This window comes from Streptomyces sp. NPDC004327 (assembly GCF_042873935.1).
Classification (GTDB): domain Bacteria; phylum Actinomycetota; class Actinomycetes; order Streptomycetales; family Streptomycetaceae; genus Streptomyces.
This window is the reverse complement of sequence record NZ_JBIAME010000004.1, coordinates 719,998-738,259: the sequence shown is the minus strand read 5'-3', so window position 1 is coordinate 738,259 and position 18,262 is coordinate 719,998. Positions and strand designations below refer to the sequence as shown.

Sequence of the window (18,262 nt, the reverse complement as noted above, 5' to 3'; positions counted from 1 at the left end):
CGGAAGCCGACAAGCCCGTACCACCGCGAACCCGTACCCCCGTACCCAGCAAGCCCGCGAACCCGCAGCCCCGCAAGCCCGCAAGCCCGCAAGCCCGCAAGCCCGCAAGCCCGCAAGCCCGCAAGGAGAACCCTCACCATGGCCGACGAGTACCGCATCGAGACCGTCCGCACCGGCTACCGCACCTGGACCGCCCGCAACGACCGCGGCGCAGAGGTCCGGATCGCCGCCGCCGACGACACGGACGCGCAGCCGTCGTTCACGCCGGTCGAGTTGCTGCTCGCCGCGATGGGCGGCTGCGGCGGCCTGGTCATCGACCGCACCGCGCGGGCCGTCGACCACGACGGCCTGCGGATCGTGGTGGAGGGCGTCGCCGGTCCCGAGGACGACGGCCGGATCGGGCGGATCCGGGTGAGTTACGAGTTCGAGCTGCCCGACAACAACCCGCGCGCGGCGGACGTCTTCGCCCGCGGGGTGCGGCTCACGCACGAGAAGTACTGCACGGTCAGCCGCACCGTCGAGCACGGCGCCGAGGTCGAGGCGGTGCTGCCGGACGGCACGACCGGCTTCCGCGCCGGCGGCTGAGCCGAGTCGCGGGGCGGCCCCGGCGGCTACTCCTCGATGGCACCGCCGATCGCCCGCAGATGCCGGCGGAAGGTGTAGGAGGGGTCCTCGGCGCGCCGCGCCAGGTAGGCGGCGAACCGGGTCTGCTCGCGCAGCGTCTCCCCGGCCCTGATCCGCCGGGCCTGTTCCCGCTCGGTGCGGAAGATCTCCTCGGCGGTGCCGAGCACGGCCTCGGCGCGGCCCGCCGCGACGAACAGCACGCCGTCGTCGTCGGCGAACACCATGTCGTCGGCGCCGACCGTGTGCTCGCCGAACCGGGCGGAGCGCAGCGCCTCGGGACCGCGCGGGTCGAGGCGTACGGGGCCGGGGGCGTGGGCCCCGTAGGAGAAGACCGGCAGCCCGATCGCGACCAGGTCGGGCGTGTCGCGGTGCAGGCCCCAGACGGCGACGCCGGCGATCCCGGCGGCCCGGGCCTCCAGGACGGCGAGGTCGCCGACGCACGCCTCGTCGCGGCGGCCCTCGTTGTCGATGACGAGCACGTCGCCGGGGGCGGCGTGGGTCTCGAAGGCCTCCAGGAAGACGTCGACGCTGCCGTAGTGCCGTACGGGCAGGACGCGTCCGGCCATCCGCTGCCCCGGTACCACGGGCCCGACGCCGGCGGGCGCGGCCCGCAGCGGTTCGCCGAGCCGTACGCAGGCGTCGGCGAGCAGCGGCGTGGAGAGTTCGGCGAACCGCTTGAGCATGGCTGTTCCCTTCGGCAGGTCCCGCCGGACGGCGGGACGGTCCGGATGCTAGTGCCGCATCAGACAACCTTTGCTCCGTGCGACGTGACGCACCGTTTTGAAAGCTGGTCCGCACGGCTCGGGGTCGCGAGGCTGTCCGGGTGGCAGAACGCGTACGTGTCCGCGAGATCGACGACGACGAGGGGCAGCGCCGATCGCCTGCACCCCGGCCGACAGCTCCTGACTCAACGGCGTCGAGGCCCGGTTCCACCGCGCTGCGCTACACGCCGGTAGTGCCGTCGATGCGTTCCCGGACCAGGTCGGCGTGGCCGTTGTGGCGGGCGTACTCCTCGATCATGTGGACGTAGATCCAGCGAAGGTTGACGTCCTGCTCCATGAAGCGACCCGTATCGGTCAGAGCACGCTCGGCGCAGTTCTCACGGGCGCGGGCGATCTCCGCGTGCCAGGTGGCCAGGGCATCGCTGAGGGTGGAGCCCTCAGCCACGTCGAAGCCACCGTCGGGGCCATCCGGGTCGGCCTGCGGGTCGTAGATCGGCGGGGCCTGTTCTCCGGCGAACACCCGGCGGAACCAATTCCGCTCCACCTCCGCCATGTGCTGGACCAGGCCGGTCAACGTGAAGCCGGACGGCGGCACGGACGCCGCGGCGGCCTGCGCGTCGTCCAGCCCCTCGCACTTCATGGCCAGTGTGGTGCGGTGAAAGTCGAGCCAGCTTTCGAGGGTCGTGCGCTCGTCGGCGTTCAGGGGCGGCATGGGGCGATCGATGGCACTCATCGGCTGATTATCGCCAGCGTCCGAAGCCGTCGACAGGCGGGGTCTCGCCACAGGGCGAACGTTGCCTGATGCGGCGCCGGCCATTGCGGGGCGTCAGGAAAGGTCCACTCACGGGTGGTTGGCCGGGGCGGGCGCGGGAGGGAGCGCGGTACGTTCCCTTGCGCAGGCCGGGACCGGGACCGTGAAGGGGAACATCGTGATCGTGATCGCGCACCTCAGTGACACCCACATCGACGCCTCGCCGCGCGGCAGGAAGCGGACGCTGGCCACCATGGCGTACCTGGACTCGCTCCCGTACGACCTGGACGCGGTGATCGTCACCGGCGATCTCGCCGACCACGGCGAGGAGTCGGAGTACGTCTGGCTGCGCGACCACGTCCTGTCCTGCCGGCACCCGGTGCTCGCCTGCCCCGGCAACCACGACCGGCGCGACGCCTTCCGCCGGGTCCTGCTCGGCGCCGAACCGCCGGCTCCGGAGGCGCCGGTGAACCAGGTGCTGCGCGGCGACGGCTTCGTCCTCGCGCTGTGCGACTCCTCGGTGCCGGGCAAGGACGAGGGCCGCCTGGAGGAGGAGACGCTGGCCTGGCTGGACGCGGAGCTGTCCATCACGCCCGAGGGCACGCCGGTCCTGGTGGGCTTCCACCACCCGCCGACGGCCCTCGGCATCCCGTTCGTCGACAGCATCCGCCAGTTCGGCGAGCACCGGCTCGCCGAACTGGCCCGCCGCCACCCCTCCCTCACCGCCTTCCTCTGCGGCCACACCCACACCGCCACGGCCACCACCTTCGCCGACCGCCCGGTCCTGGTCGCACCGGGTGTGGTGTCGATGACCAAGCTCCCCTGGGAGCAGAACGGCCCGGCCGACTACGTGTTCCGCGACGAGCTGGCGCCGTCGCTCGCCTTCCATCTCCTCACGGACGACGGCCGCCTGACGACGCACTACCGGAGCGTGCCGCTCGGCTGAGGCGGGCGGCGGGCGCGGGGCTCAGTCCAGCCAGATCGCCCGCAGCGGGCCCAGCGGGTCCTCCTCCGTGCGCGGGGGCGCGTCCCAGATCCTCGTCGCGCGGGTGGTGGCGGTGTACGCGGGCCAGTCGGCACCCGGGTCCCCGTCCGTGACGAAGCGGACCCAGGCGCGGTGGAGGGCGTCGGCGAGTTCCTTGGGCGGGGTGGGACCGGCCGCGGCCTCGACGCCCTCCGCGTCGAGCAGGTCGAAGGCGAAGGGGAGGTCGAGGCAGTGGTACGCCTGGCCGTTGACGGGCGAGGTCCAGTCGAACTGGTAGAGCCAGGTGGGCTGGGAGCGCGCGGCGCGGGCGTCGGCGACGGCGAGGGACGGGGCGCGGAAGGTGACGTCCGTGAGGGCCTGGCCGAAGAGGCCGGATGGGGCGGCGGCCGCGTACGTCTCCGCGAAGGCGGCGGCGCGGTCCTCGGTGAGGCCGAGGCTGCCGAGCAGCAGCGGCAGCGGCGGCCCGTCGGGGCCGTCGCCGGGGCCGGGGATCATGTTGAACTCGTGCGCGGTGAAGCCCAGCATCAGCGGCACGCCGTCGCCCGCGTCGCCGCGGGTGAGCGCGTCCAGGACGGGCTCGGGGATCAGCTCGCCGTCGGCGAAGGGCGCCAGCGAGAGCATCGGCGGCAGGCCCTCGCGGTCCGGCCCGGGCTCGCCGAGCCGGTCCTGGAGGTCGAGGAGCTCGTCGTCGCTCAGGTCCCGGAGGGCGGCCGCCGTGGCCGGCCGGCCGGTGCGGGCGGTGAAGAGGCGGGACACGGCCCGGGCGACCTCGGGCCCGTCCGGCCGCATCACGGCGCCGGACACGGACAGGACGGCGCGGAACAGGCCGCGCGCCGACGGCACGGCGAGCAGGGTCTGGACGGCGCCGCCGCCCGCCGACTGCCCGGCGATCGTCACCTTCGCCGGGTCGCCGCCGAAGCGCGCGATGTTGTCGCGGACCCACTCCAGGGCGGCGATCCAGTCCCGCACGCCCCGGTTGTCGGGCGCGTCGTCCAGGTGCAGGAAGCCCTCGATGCCGAGCCGGTAGCCGAGCGAGACGAGCACGACGCCGTCGCGGTTGAAGGCGGCGCCGTCGTACCAGGGGCTGGCGGCCGACCCGGCCAGGTAGCCGCCGCCGTGGATCCAGACGAGCACCGGAAGCCCGACCCCGTGGTCGGTGCCGGGCGTGAAGACGTTGAGGTTGAGCACGCCGTCGCCCGGGATGGACGGCTCGGGAATGGTGGTGACCTCGGCGAAGGGGCGGCGCTGGGCCGTCGGCCCGTACGCGGTGGCCTCCAGCGGCTCGGTCCACGGCTCCGGCGGCACGGGCGCGGCGAAGCGCAGCGGGCCGACGGGCGGCTGCGCGTACGGGATGCCGAGGAAGCGGCAGCTTCCGTCGGCCCGGCGCTCGCCGCGGACCGGGCCGCGGGTGGTGGCGACGAGGGGGTTCTCGGAGGTCATGGGCGTGCCTTCCTGGGCCTGACCGGGTGCGGTGGCGGCCGCGTGCTTCACCGCTGCTGCCTCACCTCATGGTGACACGAGTAAGTTACGGGTGTCACGCATCCTCCGCCATCCCTTCGCCGTCTCCCCTCACGGGTTCGGCCCGCGCGGGGCCGGGGAAGGGAGGCGGTGTGAACGTGAGTCCCGACACCGTGCTCGGCGTCCTGGTGGTCGCGGCCGGCGCCGTCGTCATGGCGGCGGGCGCCCGCTGGAAGGGCCGCTCGGTCCGCCCGCTCGCCCCGCGCCGGGCCCGGACGCTGGCCTGGCAGGCGTACGTGCGCGCCCTGGCCCGCTCCGCCGACCTGGCCGTCATCGCCGCCCGCGGCACCGCCGGACGCGGCGAGCCGGCGATCGTGACCGTCGACGACGTCGTACGGCTCGCGGAGCGGCGCTTCGGCTACGAGGAGGTCTCGCGCGAGCACGCGGCGGCGGCGCTGCGGCACGCGTACGAGCGCGCGGGCTGCGCCGCCGACACGGTGACGGACGCCTACACCGCGATCCAGTAGCGGCGCTTGCGGCCGATCTCGGTGTCCCGGACGTCCTCCAGGACCCCGCCGTTGCGCTCGATGGTGCGGGCCGAGGCGACGTTGCCGTCGGCGCAGGTCAGCAGCGTCCGGTCGAGACCGAGGGCACGGGCCTCGGGCAGGACGGCGGCGAGGGCCCGGGTGGCGAGGCCGCGGCGGCGGGCGGAGGGGCGGACGCTGTAGCCGATGTGGCCGCCGGCCCGCAGCAGGAAGTCGTTGAGCTCGTGGCGCAGGTCGATGGCGCCCAGGTACGTGTCGCCCTCGACGATCCACCAGTGGGTGGCGTGGACCCGGCCGGCGGGCACCGGCAGGCTCCGGTCGGACTGGGCGCGGAGCTGGGCGACCCAGTCGGCGAAGGCCCCGGGGTCGGCGAGGTCGGCGTCCGCGGCGAGCCACAGACCGGCGCCGTCCTGGTGCCCGCCGGGGCCCCACTCGGCATGGGACTCCAGCCAGGAGGCGTGCAGTCGGGCGGTGGGGGCGATCAGTTCAGGCATGCCGGCGACGATAACAACGCCGTCCCGATGCCCCGACGGCCCTGTCCGGCCCGCCCGCTCATCACCCCGCTCATCCGCCTGTCATTCGCCGGTGGTGCCGTCGATGCGTTCGCGGAGCAGATCGGCGTGGCCGTTGTGGCGCGCGTACTCCTCGATCATGTGGGCGAGGACGTACCTCAGCGAGTAGACCTCCCCACCGAGGCTGCCCGTGACGTCGAGGGAGGGGGCGGCGGCGACGATCGCGCGGGCACGGGCCATCTCGTCGCGCCAGTACGCGAACCCCTCGGCGACGTCGGCGTCGTCCACGTCGAATTCGGCCCAGTCGGTCGAACCCGGCGGGGTCCACGGGCTGCGGCTGCGCTCACCGTTGATCACGTTGCGGAACCAGCCGCGCTCGACCTCCGCCGCGTGCCGGACGAGACCGAGGAGCGAGAGCCCGGAGGGGCCGACCGCCCGCTCGCGCAGCTGCTCGTCCGTGAGGCCGGCGCACTTCAGGGCGAGGGTGTCGCGCTGGAAGTCCAACATCGCGGTGAGCGTGGTGCGTTCGTCGGCGGTGTACGGCGGCGGGGTGCGGTGATCTTCGCTCATGGCGGGATCGTGGCAGCCGACGGGGGCCACGGCCAGGGGATTTCACATGCCGGTCACGTGTGGACGCGCCAGGAGCGGAAGCAGCTTAGGCGCGTAGGCGGACGCATCGTGAGCGGCAGCACCGCGGCAGCGGCAGGAGCGCAAGCGTCAGGAGCCGGACACGCCAGGGGCCGGTTGCGTCAGGAGCCGGACTGCTTCGCGTAGTCGACGAAGCCGACCCAGTCCAGGGCCACGCAGCGCTCGTCTCCGACCACCCAGGCGTCATGGCCCGGCTGGATCTCGTAGAACTGGCCGGGCACCAGGTCGGCGGACTGGCCGTCGTTCATGACCACGGTCATGCGGCCGCTGACCACGTATCCGACGTGGTGGGCCTGGCAACTGTCGGTGCCGGCGATCGGCTTCACGTGCTCGGACCACTTCCAGCCCGGCTCGAACACGGCCCGGCCGACGGCACCGCTGTCGGTGGTGAGCAGGTCCAGTCGGCCCTTGCCGCCCTCGAAGGGGCGGACCTCGTCCGCGGAGTCGAAGCTCCTGGTAACGATTCCAGCCATCGTCGTCCGCCTCCCGGCGGTGGAACGTGCGACCCCGAGTCCACTTCAAGGCTACGCCGCGGGGCCGTCCCCGCATGCCGTGGCCGCACGCCGGGGCCGGAGCCGGAGCCGGCCGTGTGGCCGGGCTGTGTGGCCGGGCTGTGTGGCCGGCAACGGTCGTCGCCGGGAAAGGTCGTTGCCGGGGAAGATCGCCCGGGGTTAGCGTGACGGTATGACTGCCGGGTCGGCCATGGGCCGTGATCGAGTAAGGCGCCCGGCCGTGGTGTGAGCGCCGCCGGCGGGCGGGCGCGGGGTCCGCCGCGGCCTTCGTCCCGTACGGCGCGCACAGCGCGCGTGCGGGAGCGAGGACGTGACCAGTGCTTCACCCTGCGAAAGGACTCCCCATGGCTGTCGAGCTCAACCACACCGTCGTCCACGCCCGTGACCGCCGGGTCTCCGCCGAGTTCCTGGCCGAGGTGCTCGGCCTGGAGGTCGGCGCCCCGTTCGGCCCCTTCCTGCCGATCGAGGTCGGCAACGGCGTGACCCTCGACTACTACGAGTCGGACGCCGACTTCACCTCCCAGCACTACGCCTTCCTCGTCCCCGACGAGGAGTTCGACACGATGATCGCCCGCCTGGAGCGCATGGGCGTCACGTATTACGCGGACCCGCACCACGGCCGGCCCGGCGAGATCAACAACCTGTTCGGCGGCCGCGGCGCGTATTTCCTCGATCCTTCCGAGCACAACATGGAGATCATGACCGTGCCGTACAGCCGCTGATTTCCTGAAATTTTGTTGAACGCAGAGCACCCTTTGGCGGAACCGGGCATATCCGGTGGCGGTTTTCTGTGCGGTTCCCTTATCGGGCACATCTACACATAAAGCCCAGATAAGCGCACAATGAAACCGCGGCGCGTTGCCGCAAAACGCGGTCGGATGTGCAAGACGCCAGAAGGAGGCGAGTCACATGGCCGACGTCTCTCACCGTCCAGGTGACATCAGAGGACACCCGGACGCCGGAGAAATGCGGGAACGTTATGCCCGTGTCCTCCAGACCCGGGGTGTGGCGGCCGTCGAGGAGCTGGTGATCCTGGCCGGGATCTACGCCGCGATCTCGGCGTACACGGTCCACTTCGCCGCCGCCCTGCCCACGCTCGCGATCAGCAACCTGATCGTCGGCATCGCCGTGGCGGGCCTCGGCCTCGCCATGTCGATGGCCCCGGAGCGGTCCCAGGACCTCAACTTCGTCCTGCTGCTGCTCGGCGCATGGCTGATCGTCTCCCCGTGGGTGGTCGCCCGGTTCCCCAGTACCGGAGCGATCGTCAGCAACGTCGTCACGGGCGCCTGCGTCTGCCTGTTCGCCCTCGTGGCAGGCGGACTGCTCATGAGCAAGAGAAGGACGTAGCGGTCTGATCGTCTCCCGCGAACGGCGTCGGCTCCTCGGCACGAGGAGTCGACGCCGTTCACTTTCGTCGCGCCCGTGTCTGTGAATGGCCACTGTTCGGTAACTCATTGACCCGCCTGGTTTGAGCCACATAAGTTCTGCGTAAAGCTTCCTGCACACGAACAGGCACCACTCACACCACCAGTCCTTGGGGGGACGAAGTGAACTGGTACGTCGATGTTCTGAAGAAGTACGCGGTATTCACCGGCCGGGCGCGCCGTCAGGAATTCTGGATGTTCGCGCTGTTCAACCTCATCGCGGCGATCATCGTCATGGTCATCGACATGGCGATCGGCTCCTACCCGCTGCTGTACACGGTCTACGCGCTGGGCGTTCTCCTGCCCAGCCTCGGCGTGACCGTCCGCCGGCTGCACGACACCGGCCGCTCCGGCTGGTGGATCCTGATCGACCTGATCCCGTTCGTCGGCGCCATCATCCTGATCGTCTTCCTCGCCACCGAGGGTGCCGCCCAGGACAACGAGTACGGCCCGAACCCGAAGGCGGCACCGGCGTACTGACCGCGGCGGCCGTCCAGACGCACAACCCCCGGAAGCACCGCTTCCGGGGGTTTCCCCGTTCCGGGGGCAGGATCGGTGGCTCCGGCCCGGGCCGCGCGACCCCGGCTCCGGGCTCCGGGCTCCGGGCCCGCATAGAGCCGGTACGGAGCGTTTGACCGCCGCGCCTTGTGCACGGCGGCACAGGACCCGCCCGGCCCGCCCCGCCTAGCCTCGCCGCCAGGCACAGCAACGAGGGGCGGTACCACCGGTGAACTGGCTCATTCACGACTACCGCGAGAGCGATCTCGCCGCCGTCGTCCATCTCATCGACACCACGGCCGAGCTCGGCCAGGAGTCGGTCTTCTCGGTCGCCGAGTGCATCGGCGCCCTGACCTCCCGCCAGCCGGCCGTCGTCGCCGTACACCAGGGCGTGCCCATCGGCGCGGCGCTCGCCTGCGTCGCCGGGGAGCGGGCGTGGGTGATGCGGGTGGCGATCTCGTCGGCCTGGCGCGGCCGGGGCCTGGCCAGCGCGCTGCTCATGGAGCTGGAGCGGCGGCTCGTCGCGGCCCGGGTGGCCCGGATCGCTTACGTGCTCCCGGAGGAGGAGCTGCTCGGCGAGGGGCTGCTGAACGCCGGCTACACCCGGCAGCCGGCCGTCGCCTACTTCGAGAAGGTCGAGCCGCTGCACGGCCCGGCCGCCGGTCTCCTCGACGACCTCGGCGGCCGGCTCCTGCCGGCCGACCTGTGGGGCAAGGTCGCCGGAATGGAGCGGGAGAAGGATCTGATCGAGCGGCGTGTCGTGCTGCCGCTCGCCGAGCCCGAGCGGGCCGCCCGGCACGGGGTGCGGCCGCCGCGCGCGATCGGTCTCTTCGGGCCGCCCGGCACCGGCAAGACGACCTTCGCCCGGGCCATCGCCTCCCGGCTCGGCTGGCCCTTCGTGGAGATCCTGCCGTCCCGGCTCGCCGACGAGGGCAACCTGGCGGCGGCGCTGCGCGCCGCCTTCGCCCGGATCGCCGAGCTCGACCGGGTGCTGGTCTTCATCGACGAGGTGGAGGAGATCGCGCCGGTGCGCGCCGAGCCGGTGCAGCCGGGCGGCATGCACGGCGTCACCAACGAACTCCTCAAGCTGATACCGGGGTTCCGGGAGCGCGACGAGCGGCTGCTGGTGTGCGCGACCAACTCGATCCGTTCGATCGACCCGGCGTTTCTGCGCCCCGGCCGCTTCGACTACCTGATCCCGATCGGTACGCCGGACAAGGCGGCCCGCGCCGCGATCTGGTCCCGCTACACGGACGCCCGGCCGGACGTCGACGTGGACGCGCTGGTCGCCGCCAGCGATCTGTTCACCCCGGCGGACATCGAGCACGCGGCGCGGATCGCCGCGCAGAACTCCTTCGAGCGGGACCTGGCGACGGCGGCGGCGACGGCGCCCGGCGCGAGCACGGCCGACTATCTCGAGGCGATCGCGCAGTGCCGGCCGACGGTGACGGCCGAGATGATCGAGCAGTTCGCGTCGGACATCACGGCGCACGCCCGCTTCTGAGCGCGCGCGGCTCCGGCGGCGGCCGTCACGCCGGACGTCGGGCGGTCCGCCGGTAGAGCACCTGGTGGGCGTCCCATTCCGTGAACGACTCGGCGTGGGTCATGCCCACCGCCTCCAGGAGCCGGCGCGACGGCGTGTTGGCCTCCTGGGTGACGGCGACGACACTCGGCGTGTCCTCCAGGGCCCGCGCCACGGCCGCGGCGACGGCCTCGCGCGCGTACCCCTGCCCCCAGTGCTCGGGCAGGAACTGGTACGACACCTCCGTCTCGCCGCCCCGCCCCGCCCGCTCCACCGTGACCAGGCCGAGCACCGCGCCGTCGGCGGCCCGCTCGACGGCGCGGCAGTGCGGCGCGCCGACGATCCGCCGCTGCCGGATCCGCACGACGGCCTCGGTCACGGGGCCGCCGAGGTGCCGCCGCACCTCCGGATCGGTCCACAGCCGCGTCATCACCGGCAGGTCCCGGGCCCGCACGGGGCGGAGCACGAGCCGGTCGGTGATCAGCGTGAGGTCGGCGGCGGAGGGCATACCTCGATGATGCCAGGCGCCCGGGCCTCCCGGCGACGGCGCGAGGCGGCGCTCACGCCCCCGTGACCAGCGCCTTCACGTCCTCCCACGCCAGATCCATCGGCGCGTGGGCGTCCCGGGCCGTGGCGGTGTCCTTGTAGCCGCTGGAGGTGGCGACGCAGACGACGGGGCCGTCCTCGTCGGCCGGCTTGGGGCCGTGGCTGCGCAGGCTCGCCAGGCCGGCCGCCGCGGAGGCCTCGCACCACAGGCCCTGGGCGGCCAACTCGGCCTGGGCGGCAATCATCTGAGGATCGGTCACGGTACGGGCCTCGCCGCCGGTGGCGCGCAGCGCGACGACGCCGCGGTAGCCGCCGATCTCGCAGTCGATGGCGTACGCGGCGGTCGGCCCGGCCGGGACGCGGGCGGTGTCGGCGCCGGTGCGCATGGCCGTGGTGAGCGCGCCCGCGGCGGACGGTTCGGCGGCGTACACGCGCGGCACGGAGCCGGTGACGCCGAGCCGGGCCAGCTCCTGGAATCCCTTGGCCACACCGTAGAGCAACTCGCCGTATCCGGTGGGGAGATGGACGGCGGCCGGGGCGCGGCCGAGGCTGAGGGCGATCTCGTACGCGAGGGTCTTGTAGCCCTCGGGTCCGAAGGGGTGGCCGGTGTGCGCGGTGTCGGTGACGCTGCTGACCGACTGGTAGCCGAGTTCGTCGACGATCCGGCGCATGAAGGGGCGGACGTTCGCCGGCGGCACGGTCAGTACGGTCGCGCCGTAGGCGCGCACATGCGAGGCGACGGCCGGCGGGGCGGTGGGCGAGGTGAACAGCACACAGGGCAGGCCGGCGCGGGCCGCATACGCGGCGGCCGAGGCGCCGTGGTTGCCGGACGAGGACACGACGATCCCGCGCGCGCCGGACGCGACGGCGGCGGACACGGCGACCCGGTTCAGCCGGTCCTTGTGGCTCCAGGTGGGATTGCGGGACTCGTCCTTGATCCAGACGCCGTCGGAGAGCGGCACGAGCGGCGTGTCGCCCTCGCCGAGGCCGGGCGCGACGAGCGGCGGCAGGAGCGGCGCCCAGCGTTCCAGGCCGTGGGCGGCCGGACGGGTGAAGAGGTCGGCGGGAACGCGGTCGTAGTCGTAGTCGACGTCGAGCGGGTACGCGGTCGTGCCGGTCGACGTGACGGGGCAGCCCGCGGTCAGCGGCGGCCACAGCGGATGACGGACGTCCGGGTCGCGGAGCGAACGCTGGGCGGTGGCAAGGGAGCCGGCGGACCGGTAATCGACGTACTCGGTACGGGAGTTCATGTGCCCATCCTGCGCTGAAGCGCGGCGAGCGCGCCGGCGTGTCGGCCCGGAACGCGGCGGCGCAGCTCGACCAGCGCCGGGCCGAGGGCGCGGGCCCGGGCCGGGTCCGTGATCTGCTCCCACTGGTGGTGCGCGCGGTCCACCGCGCCCTCGACGTCCGGCTCGTGCGGCTCCTGGCGCAGCCCGAGGCGGGCCTGCGCGGCGGCGATCCACAGCTCGCAGCTCCGGGCCGGTTCCCCGGCGAGCCGCGCCAGGTCCGCGCGCACCTCCACCCAGTGCAGCGCCTCCCCCGACCTGGGCCCGTACCGCCTGAGCGCGTCGCTCTCCCACGCGGCGGCCATGGCGGCGGCCTCACCGTGCCGCCCGGCCATCGCCGCGGCCAGGATCGCCGGATGCGGGTCCACGTCACCACCGGGCCTCGGCGGCGCATCGCCCACGGCGGGCTCGGGAGCCCGCGACGGGCGCGGGGGCACGACGGCGGCGGGTACGGCGGCGGAGGCGGGCGTCGGTACGGGCACGACGGCGGCGGGTGCGGACTCGGGCGCGGGTGCGGACGTCGGTACGGGCGCGGGGGCGGGCGTCGGTACGGACGCGGCCACGGGTGCGGGCGGCGGGTCGGCCTGGGGGCGCGACGCGCCGTAGGCGCTCGGGGCGGGCTCCTGGGCCCGGGCGTGCGCGGGCTCGGCGTGTGCGGGCTCGGCGTGTCCCGGCTGCTGCCCCGTCTGCCGAGCGGCCTCCTGCTGCCCCGTCTGCTGGCCCGTCTGCTGGCCCGGCACCCTCGGCGCTCCGAAGCCGGTCGACGCCCCGAAGCCGGCCGGAGCACCGATCGGCGTGTCGGCCCCGCCCCCGCCCAGCAGAATCGCCGTCTCCTGACCGGCCGTCCTCGCCGCCACGCCCGCCTCCTCGTGCAGGGTGGCGAGCGCGGGGCGCGCACCGGAGCGCCACACCTCGGCGAAGTGGCGGAGATAGTCGGGCGTGTTGAGCGTGCCACGTCGCGGGAAGGGGGTGATCCGGGCGAAGAGGCTTACGGTCGGAGGGAGTTCGAGTAGTCCGGGCCCGGCTCCGGTGAGGCGCTCCCACAGTTCCGGGTCGGCGGCGAGGTCCGCGACGACCGTGGTGGTGCCGGGGCGGCGCGGGGCGAGTTCGGTGGCGAGCCAGTGCCAGGGAAGGCCGGTGTAGCGCAGGGTCGAGGGCGTGCTGCGGGCGAGCGCGAGGTGCGGCAGGCGCTGGCGGCGGTCGAGCTGGAGCTGGCCCGCGAGGCAGAGCGTGAGCGGACCCGGGCCGGCCGCGGCGGCGCGCAGCCGGGTCAGGACGGCCTGCGGGTCGAGAGGGTCCGCCAGTTCGACGACCGTCGCCGTGTGCGTGCCGGTGAGCGCCCCCGCGGGCACCGCCGCGAGCGCGGGCAGCACCGTCGCCGCGTCCATCGCCCGGCCCCGTCCGGCCGGCGCCGCCGCCAGCAATACCGCCGTACCCACCGCGTTCACCTCGTCGCTCACCACCCCTGCACCGTAACGCGTGGCCGCGTGGCCGAAATGCGGACGGGGTGTGTCCGGATCGCCGCTGGGCCTTTGACATATGCCAGAAGCACCACCGTATCGAGTGTTGCCAAATCCCTTACGGCGTGTCCCGGGCTGTGCGAAAGTCTTACCCGGGCTTTCCTTCCAGACCTGGCCGTGCCACGTCGCCTGCCTGCATCGGAGTACGACATGCCGTCCCATCTGTTCGCGGACCGTGCCGCCCAGCCGCCTGAGCCGGGTGCGGTGGACGCGCTCATCAAGCAGACGCGCCGGTTGCGCGGCGGGGTGGACGCGGTGCGCCGGGACGCGGTGGTGAACGAGGACGACCCGCACAACCGCTGGCAGCGCGCCCTGTGCGATCTGGCCGTCAACCAACTGGACGACCTCGACGAGCACTTGGGCCAGCTGAAGGCCGGCCTGCCCGGTGAGACGACGCTGAGCTTCGCCGACCCGGCCGACGCCGCAGCCGCGTACGCCGAGCCGGCCGTGCCGCAGCCGCGGCTCACCGGCTCCCTGCTCTCCCGCGTCGGCAGCGCCGAGTGGGACCTGCTCACCGATGACGCGCACTGGTCCGAGGAGCTGTTCCAGATCTTCGGACGGCCCGAGGAGAGCGGCCCGATGACCCTGGACGAGCTGCCCTCGATGGTGTTCGCCGAGGACCAGCCGGTGCTCCAGGCGATGGTGACGGACTGCCTGATCGACGGGAAGCCGATCGACGGCGAGTTCCGGATCGTCCGCACCGACGGCCGGGTCCGCACGGTGCACATGACGGGCGAGCCCGTCCTCGACGCCGACGGCTGCACCGCCTCCATGTGGGCGGTCTTACGGGACGTCAGTGAGCTGCGCCGCAGCGAGCGCGCGGTCCGAGAGAGCCGCGACAGCCTCCAGCGCCACCGTCAGATCGAGCACACCGAGCGGCGGGTCGCCGTCGAGCTCCAGGAAGCCGTGCTGCCGCCGTGGCGCGGCTCGCTCCGCTTCGCCCACGACGGCCCGGCCCCGCTCGACGTGGCCGGGCTCTATCTGCCGGCCGCGACGACCGGCCTGATCGGCGGCGACTGGTACGACGCGCTGGCGCTCCCGGACGGGGATGCGCTGCTCACGGTCGGCGACCTCACCGGGCACGGCGTCGCCGCGACCTCCTCGATGGCGATGCTGCTCGGCGCGCTGCGCGGCATGGCCGTGGCCGGGATCCGGCCGGGTGCCCTGATGGGGCACCTCAACCAGCTCCTGGAGACCTCGGTCCAGCCCGCCCTCGGCAGCGCGATGTGCTGCCGCTACGACCCCGCCGCGCAGACCCTCACCTGGTCCCAGGCCGGCCACCCCGCCCCGCTGCTGTTCCGGGACGGGACGGGACGCGCCCTCGGCCGGCCGGACGGGGTGCTGCTCGGGGCGACGGCCGGCGCGGTGTACGAGGAGGCCGAGACGCGGCTGCTCCCCGGCGACCTGCTCCTGCTGCACACCGACGGGCTGACCCGCACCGGCGACGCCCTGGACGACACCGGTACGCAGCGCCTGCTGGCCCTCGCCCCACGCCTCGCCACCGCACGCGACGCGCAGGACTGCGTCCGCTCGGTGGTGGAGGAGTTCGGCGAGGGTCCGCGCGAGGACGACGCCTGTGTGATGGTCGTACGGGTCGGGACCGGACACTGACCACCGGGCCGGCGGCCCGACGGCCGGCGGCCGGCGGCCTCGACCAGGCACTCCCCGGTCCCTGACCCGTACGACGAGCACGCCCCGCACCCGCGGTCGCGCGCCGCTGACCCCTTCCCCGGACCCCGGCGACCCCGCCCCTTGCGGTGACTTCCCAGCGTGGACCTGCGACGACCCGTGACGGCCGCGCGCCTCACGCCTCCCCGGTCCGCGGCCGGTTGGCCGGGGCCTTCGGGAGTGCCGTCTCGATCTCCTCCCGCAGGTCCTCGATCCTGGTGTAGCCCGCGTAGTGGCCGGTGAGCCGGTACATCTCGCGGAGCCGGTCCCAGGTGCGGTGCGAAGAGGTGTCGCCCATGGAGACCAGCGCGAGCCGCGCGTAGCGGTCCGCCTGCTCGGGATCGTCGGCGATGAAGCAGGCCGAGGCGAGCGAGATGTGGTCGAAGAGCTTCGAGCGGTCGTGGCCGTGCTTGCGCAGTTCGAGCGCGAGCTTGGCGTGGCGCTGGGCCGGGACCGCGGCGGCCGGGTCGTGCTCCGCGAGCGTGCGGTAGGCGAGCGCCTGCATGCCGTGCAGGTCGGCCTCGTCGAAGTTCTGCATCCAGCTCGGCTTCTCCTCGCCCGAGTCGGAGACGAACATGTTCTCCGCCTCGCCGAGCGTGCGGCGCATGGCCTGGCCGCGGCCCATGGACGCCTGCGCCCACGCCTCGATGGTGTGGAACATGGCCTTGGTGCGCGGCAGCAGCCGCTCGCCCGCGCCCGAGGTGGCGAGTTTCATCAGATCGAGCGCCTCGTCGGGCCGGCCCAGGTGAACCATCTGCCGGGCCGCGCGGGACAGTGCCTCGCCGGCACGCGGCCGGTCGCCGCCCTCGCGGGCCGCGTGCGCGGCGATGACGAAGTACTTCTGGGCGGTGGGTTCGAGGCCCACGTCGTGCGACATCCAGCCGGCGAGCACGGCCAGGTTGGCCGCCACGCCCCACAGCCTGCGCTGCAGATGGTCGGGGTGGTGGTAGGCGAGCATGCCGCCCACCTCGTTGAGCTGGCCCACCACGGCCTTGCGCTGCAGGCCGCCGCCGCGGGAGGCGTCCCAGGCGCGGAACACCTCCACGGAGCGCTCCAGGGCCTCGATCTCCTCCGACCCGATGGGGGCGGCCTCGTAGCGGTCGTACCCGGCGGGGTCGGCGTGGAGGGGATCCATGGCGCGGGGGGCTGCGCCGGAGCGTGCGGGGTCGGTGTGGAGCCAGTCGTGCATGGCGTTGGTGAGTACGGAGCCGGCGGCGAGTGCCGCGCCGGCGCCCACCAGGCCGCGTCGGTTGAGCATGAGGTCCATTCCCGTGAATTCGGTGAGGACCGCTGCCGTACGCTCGGGCGCCCAGGGCAGCCCGTCAGGGTTGTCGGTGTTCCTGACGTCCCGCCTCTTTCCGGCGCGCCCGTGTCGTACGAACCCGAGGTCCTCGATGGTCACGACACGGCCGAGTCGCTCGGTGAACAGCGCCGCCAGCACCCGGGGCACGGGATCGCGCGGGGTCTCCCCCATGTCGATCCAGCGCCGCACCCGCGAGGTGTCGGTCGCCAGCTGCGGATGGCCCATGGCCGCCGCCTGCCGGTTCACGAGTCTCGCGAGTTCGCCCTTGGACCATCCGGCCAGGCCGAAGAGGTCCGCCAGGCGGGTGTTGGTGTGTCCTGTCACGTCAAAGCCCCCAGGTTCTCGGCTGAGTTGACAGTAGCCCGCTGTCATAGGGCTGGCGACTATTCGCCAGGGTTCGCCAGGGTGCGCCCGATGTTCCGCCACCCACGCGCGGGTGTCAGGTAGGAACGCGCCACCCCGCCCCGTCGACCGGCCCTCATTTACCCCAGGGTGCGGTTCGGTCGGTCGGGCGGGGCGACGCACGCAACTCGTCGGCGCACGAAGGGATCTGTCTCCTCCATGTACACAGCATCGTCCTCCGTGTCCGCCCCTCCCCGGCCCCTGCACCCCACCCTCCCGGCCGGTTCCGGACCGTACCTCGCCCCTGGCGCGACGCCGGGAGCGGTGCGGCCGAGGCGCTGGGCGGGCAGCACCGTCCAGCCGGCCGCCGGGAGAATCGATCTGTCCGGCCCCCAGGGCGCCCAGCTGCGCATGGCCATCGCGTCCGTCCACCGGATCTGCCCGGAGTTCAACGCGGTGCAGGTGCTGCGGCGGTCGGGACGTTCCGTACTGATCGTGGGCACGACCGGACGGACGACCGCGGTCGCCAAGTGTTTACTGGACCACTCCCCCGCGTGGGTCGAGCGGTTCAGGCACGAAATAGCTTCCTACCGCTCCTTCGTCCGGCACCGTCCCCCGGTGCGCGCGCCGCGGCTGATCGCCGCGGACCCGGAGAACTGCACGCTGGTCATCGAGCGGATGCCGGGGCGGGCGGCGGCGCTGACCCGCCACCCCGTCGAGGCGCCGCCCCGGGCGGACGTCCGCGCCGCGCTCGGCGCCGTGGCCCGGCTGAACGCCTGGCGGCCGCCGGCCGGGACGTTCGACGCGCCGCTCGACTACGGGGCGCGGATCGCCCGTTTCCACGAGCTGGGGCTCTTCACCGACCGGGACCGGGACGACCTGCAGAAGCTGCTGCACGGGCTCGCGCAGGCGGGTGGCCGGCAGGGCATGGGGCAGTTCTGTCACGGTGACGCCCTGCTGTCCAACATCCTGCTGTCGCCGGCCGGGCCGGTGTTCGTCGACTGGGAGCACGCGGGCTGGTACCTGCCGGGCTACGACCTGGCGACGCTGTGGGCGGTGCTCGGCGACGCGCCGCTGGCCCGGCGCCAGATCAGCCAGCTGGCGCAGCAGGCGGGCACGGCATCGCGGGACGCGTTCCTGGTGAACCTGATGATCGTGCTGACCCGGGAGATCCGTACGTACGAGACGGCGGTGCAGCGCACGATCCGGGAGGCGCCGCCGGCCGGATCGGTCCCGGTGCCCGCGGGCGGGGTCTCGCCCGGCGAGGAGCAGCGGCTGCTGCTGCGGCGGCTGCACGACGACTGCGCCATGGCACGGCGGGCCGTGCGCGCGGCGGTCGGCACGCGCTGAGCGGGCCGGCGGACGGGGAACGGGGGTGGCGCGCCGCGCGCCCGGT

At 73.5% G+C, this 18,262-nt stretch carries 19 protein-coding genes; 9 read left to right on the top strand and 10 right to left on the bottom strand.

Annotation, left to right across the window (positions count from 1 at the left end; all coding sequences use genetic code 11):
- Positions 1-138 precede the first annotated feature (138 nt).
- Entirely contained in the window at positions 139-585 is a 447-nt protein-coding gene (locus ACFYU9_RS17580; protein WP_389213889.1) for an OsmC family protein, read from the top strand.
- Between the two features lie 26 nt (positions 586-611).
- On the opposite strand, the gene ACFYU9_RS17575 is transcribed toward ACFYU9_RS17580, so the two are convergent.
- Entirely contained in the window at positions 612-1,307 is a 696-nt protein-coding gene (locus ACFYU9_RS17575) for an RraA family protein (protein ID WP_389345288.1), read from the bottom strand.
- A gap of 259 nt (positions 1,308-1,566) precedes the next feature.
- On the bottom strand, positions 1,567-2,079 hold the full coding sequence (locus tag ACFYU9_RS17570; RefSeq protein WP_389213884.1) for a DinB family protein: 513 nt from the start codon (positions 2,077-2,079) through the stop codon (positions 1,567-1,569).
- A gap of 196 nt (positions 2,080-2,275) precedes the next feature.
- On the opposite strand from ACFYU9_RS17570, the gene ACFYU9_RS17565 reads away from it, so the two are divergent.
- Positions 2,276-3,043 (top strand): metallophosphoesterase, encoded by a 768-nt coding sequence (locus tag ACFYU9_RS17565; protein WP_389213881.1) that lies wholly within the window; start codon positions 2,276-2,278, stop codon positions 3,041-3,043.
- Positions 3,044-3,064: 21 nt separating this feature from the next.
- On the opposite strand, the gene ACFYU9_RS17560 is transcribed toward ACFYU9_RS17565, so the two are convergent.
- A complete protein-coding gene (locus ACFYU9_RS17560) occupies positions 3,065-4,522 on the bottom strand; it encodes a carboxylesterase/lipase family protein (RefSeq protein WP_389345287.1) in 1,458 nt (485 codons plus the stop codon).
- Positions 4,523-4,698: 176 nt separating this feature from the next.
- Here ACFYU9_RS17560 and ACFYU9_RS17555 point away from each other — a divergent pair, with 176 nt between their 5' ends.
- Complete coding sequence (locus tag ACFYU9_RS17555; protein WP_389345286.1) at positions 4,699-5,067, top strand: hypothetical protein; 369 nt, start codon at positions 4,699-4,701, stop codon at positions 5,065-5,067.
- Here the strand turns inward: ACFYU9_RS17555 and ACFYU9_RS17550 are convergent.
- The 3 genes from ACFYU9_RS17550 to ACFYU9_RS17540 form a co-directional block, all read right to left on the bottom strand.
- Positions 5,049-5,579, bottom strand: coding sequence for a GNAT family N-acetyltransferase (locus ACFYU9_RS17550; RefSeq protein WP_389345285.1), 531 nt, complete (start codon positions 5,577-5,579; stop codon positions 5,049-5,051). The genes ACFYU9_RS17555 and ACFYU9_RS17550 overlap by 19 nt on opposite strands.
- A gap of 81 nt (positions 5,580-5,660) precedes the next feature.
- Entirely contained in the window at positions 5,661-6,167 is a 507-nt protein-coding gene (locus tag ACFYU9_RS17545; RefSeq protein ID WP_389213871.1) for a DinB family protein, read from the bottom strand.
- Between the two features lie 179 nt (positions 6,168-6,346).
- Positions 6,347-6,718, bottom strand: coding sequence for a cupin domain-containing protein (locus ACFYU9_RS17540; protein ID WP_389213869.1), 372 nt, complete (start codon positions 6,716-6,718; stop codon positions 6,347-6,349).
- A 383-nt stretch (positions 6,719-7,101) separates the two neighbouring features.
- On the opposite strand from ACFYU9_RS17540, the gene ACFYU9_RS17535 reads away from it, so the two are divergent.
- The 4 genes from ACFYU9_RS17535 (at position 7,102) to ACFYU9_RS17520 (ending at position 10,183) form a co-directional block, all read left to right on the top strand.
- Entirely contained in the window at positions 7,102-7,479 is a 378-nt protein-coding gene (locus ACFYU9_RS17535) for a VOC family protein (protein ID WP_389345284.1), read from the top strand.
- 244 nt (positions 7,480-7,723) lie between these two features.
- Entirely contained in the window at positions 7,724-8,104 is a 381-nt protein-coding gene (locus ACFYU9_RS17530) for an SPW repeat protein (protein ID WP_389213864.1), read from the top strand.
- A gap of 200 nt (positions 8,105-8,304) precedes the next feature.
- Positions 8,305-8,661 carry a DUF805 domain-containing protein gene (locus ACFYU9_RS17525; protein WP_389213861.1) on the top strand — a complete coding sequence of 119 codons (357 nt, stop codon included), beginning with the start codon at positions 8,305-8,307 and terminating at the stop codon, positions 8,659-8,661.
- Positions 8,662-8,908: 247 nt separating this feature from the next.
- A complete protein-coding gene (locus ACFYU9_RS17520) occupies positions 8,909-10,183 on the top strand; it encodes an ATP-binding protein (RefSeq protein WP_389213858.1) in 1,275 nt (424 codons plus the stop codon).
- Between the two features lie 25 nt (positions 10,184-10,208).
- On the opposite strand, the gene ACFYU9_RS17515 is transcribed toward ACFYU9_RS17520, so the two are convergent.
- Genes ACFYU9_RS17515 through ACFYU9_RS17505 form a run of 3 tightly spaced genes read right to left on the bottom strand, consistent with a single transcriptional unit; the run spans position 10,209 to position 13,493 of the window.
- The gene (locus ACFYU9_RS17515) at positions 10,209-10,709 is read right to left on the bottom strand and encodes a GNAT family N-acetyltransferase (protein WP_389345283.1); all 501 of its coding nucleotides are present in this window, start codon (positions 10,707-10,709) and stop codon (positions 10,209-10,211) included.
- Between the two features lie 52 nt (positions 10,710-10,761).
- Complete coding sequence (locus ACFYU9_RS17510; protein WP_389345282.1) at positions 10,762-11,997, bottom strand: pyridoxal-phosphate dependent enzyme; 1,236 nt, start codon at positions 11,995-11,997, stop codon at positions 10,762-10,764.
- The gene (locus ACFYU9_RS17505; RefSeq protein ID WP_389345281.1) at positions 11,994-13,493 is read right to left on the bottom strand and encodes a hypothetical protein; all 1,500 of its coding nucleotides are present in this window, start codon (positions 13,491-13,493) and stop codon (positions 11,994-11,996) included. Before ACFYU9_RS17505 ends, ACFYU9_RS17510 begins: the two co-directional genes overlap by 4 nt.
- A gap of 210 nt (positions 13,494-13,703) precedes the next feature.
- Here ACFYU9_RS17505 and ACFYU9_RS17500 point away from each other — a divergent pair, with 210 nt between their 5' ends.
- A complete protein-coding gene (locus ACFYU9_RS17500) occupies positions 13,704-15,164 on the top strand; it encodes a PP2C family protein-serine/threonine phosphatase (protein WP_389213847.1) in 1,461 nt (486 codons plus the stop codon).
- 193 nt (positions 15,165-15,357) lie between these two features.
- Here ACFYU9_RS17500 and ACFYU9_RS17495 read toward each other — a convergent pair whose 3' ends face one another.
- Positions 15,358-16,848, bottom strand: coding sequence for a hypothetical protein (locus tag ACFYU9_RS17495; protein ID WP_389213844.1), 1,491 nt, complete (start codon positions 16,846-16,848; stop codon positions 15,358-15,360).
- Between the two features lie 237 nt (positions 16,849-17,085).
- Here ACFYU9_RS17495 and ACFYU9_RS17490 point away from each other — a divergent pair, with 237 nt between their 5' ends.
- Positions 17,086-18,216 carry an aminoglycoside phosphotransferase family protein gene (locus ACFYU9_RS17490; protein WP_389345280.1) on the top strand — a complete coding sequence of 377 codons (1,131 nt, stop codon included), beginning with the start codon at positions 17,086-17,088 and terminating at the stop codon, positions 18,214-18,216.
- The last annotated feature ends 46 nt before the right edge of the window (positions 18,217-18,262 follow it).

What these genes read in the sequence shown, in the direction of transcription:
- ACFYU9_RS17580 (WP_389213889.1), top strand. Translation starts at nt 139, where the DNA reads ATGGCCGACGAGTACCGCATCGAGACCGTCCGCACCGGCTACCGCACC.
- ACFYU9_RS17575 (WP_389345288.1), bottom strand. Translation starts at nt 1,307, where the DNA reads ATGCTCAAGCGGTTCGCCGAACTCTCCACGCCGCTGCTCGCCGACGCC.
- ACFYU9_RS17570 (WP_389213884.1), bottom strand. Translation starts at nt 2,079, where the DNA reads ATGAGTGCCATCGATCGCCCCATGCCGCCCCTGAACGCCGACGAGCGC.
- ACFYU9_RS17560 (WP_389345287.1), bottom strand. Translation starts at nt 4,522, where the DNA reads ATGACCTCCGAGAACCCCCTCGTCGCCACCACCCGCGGCCCGGTCCGC.
- ACFYU9_RS17550 (WP_389345285.1), bottom strand. Translation starts at nt 5,579, where the DNA reads ATGCCTGAACTGATCGCCCCCACCGCCCGACTGCACGCCTCCTGGCTG.
- ACFYU9_RS17545 (WP_389213871.1), bottom strand. Translation starts at nt 6,167, where the DNA reads ATGAGCGAAGATCACCGCACCCCGCCGCCGTACACCGCCGACGAACGC.
- ACFYU9_RS17540 (WP_389213869.1), bottom strand. Translation starts at nt 6,718, where the DNA reads ATGGCTGGAATCGTTACCAGGAGCTTCGACTCCGCGGACGAGGTCCGC.
- ACFYU9_RS17535 (WP_389345284.1), top strand. Translation starts at nt 7,102, where the DNA reads ATGGCTGTCGAGCTCAACCACACCGTCGTCCACGCCCGTGACCGCCGG.
- ACFYU9_RS17530 (WP_389213864.1), top strand. Translation starts at nt 7,724, where the DNA reads ATGCGGGAACGTTATGCCCGTGTCCTCCAGACCCGGGGTGTGGCGGCC.
- ACFYU9_RS17515 (WP_389345283.1), bottom strand. Translation starts at nt 10,709, where the DNA reads ATGCCCTCCGCCGCCGACCTCACGCTGATCACCGACCGGCTCGTGCTC.
- ACFYU9_RS17510 (WP_389345282.1), bottom strand. Translation starts at nt 11,997, where the DNA reads ATGAACTCCCGTACCGAGTACGTCGATTACCGGTCCGCCGGCTCCCTT.
- ACFYU9_RS17500 (WP_389213847.1), top strand. Translation starts at nt 13,704, where the DNA reads ATGCCGTCCCATCTGTTCGCGGACCGTGCCGCCCAGCCGCCTGAGCCG.
- ACFYU9_RS17490 (WP_389345280.1), top strand. Translation starts at nt 17,086, where the DNA reads ATGTACACAGCATCGTCCTCCGTGTCCGCCCCTCCCCGGCCCCTGCAC.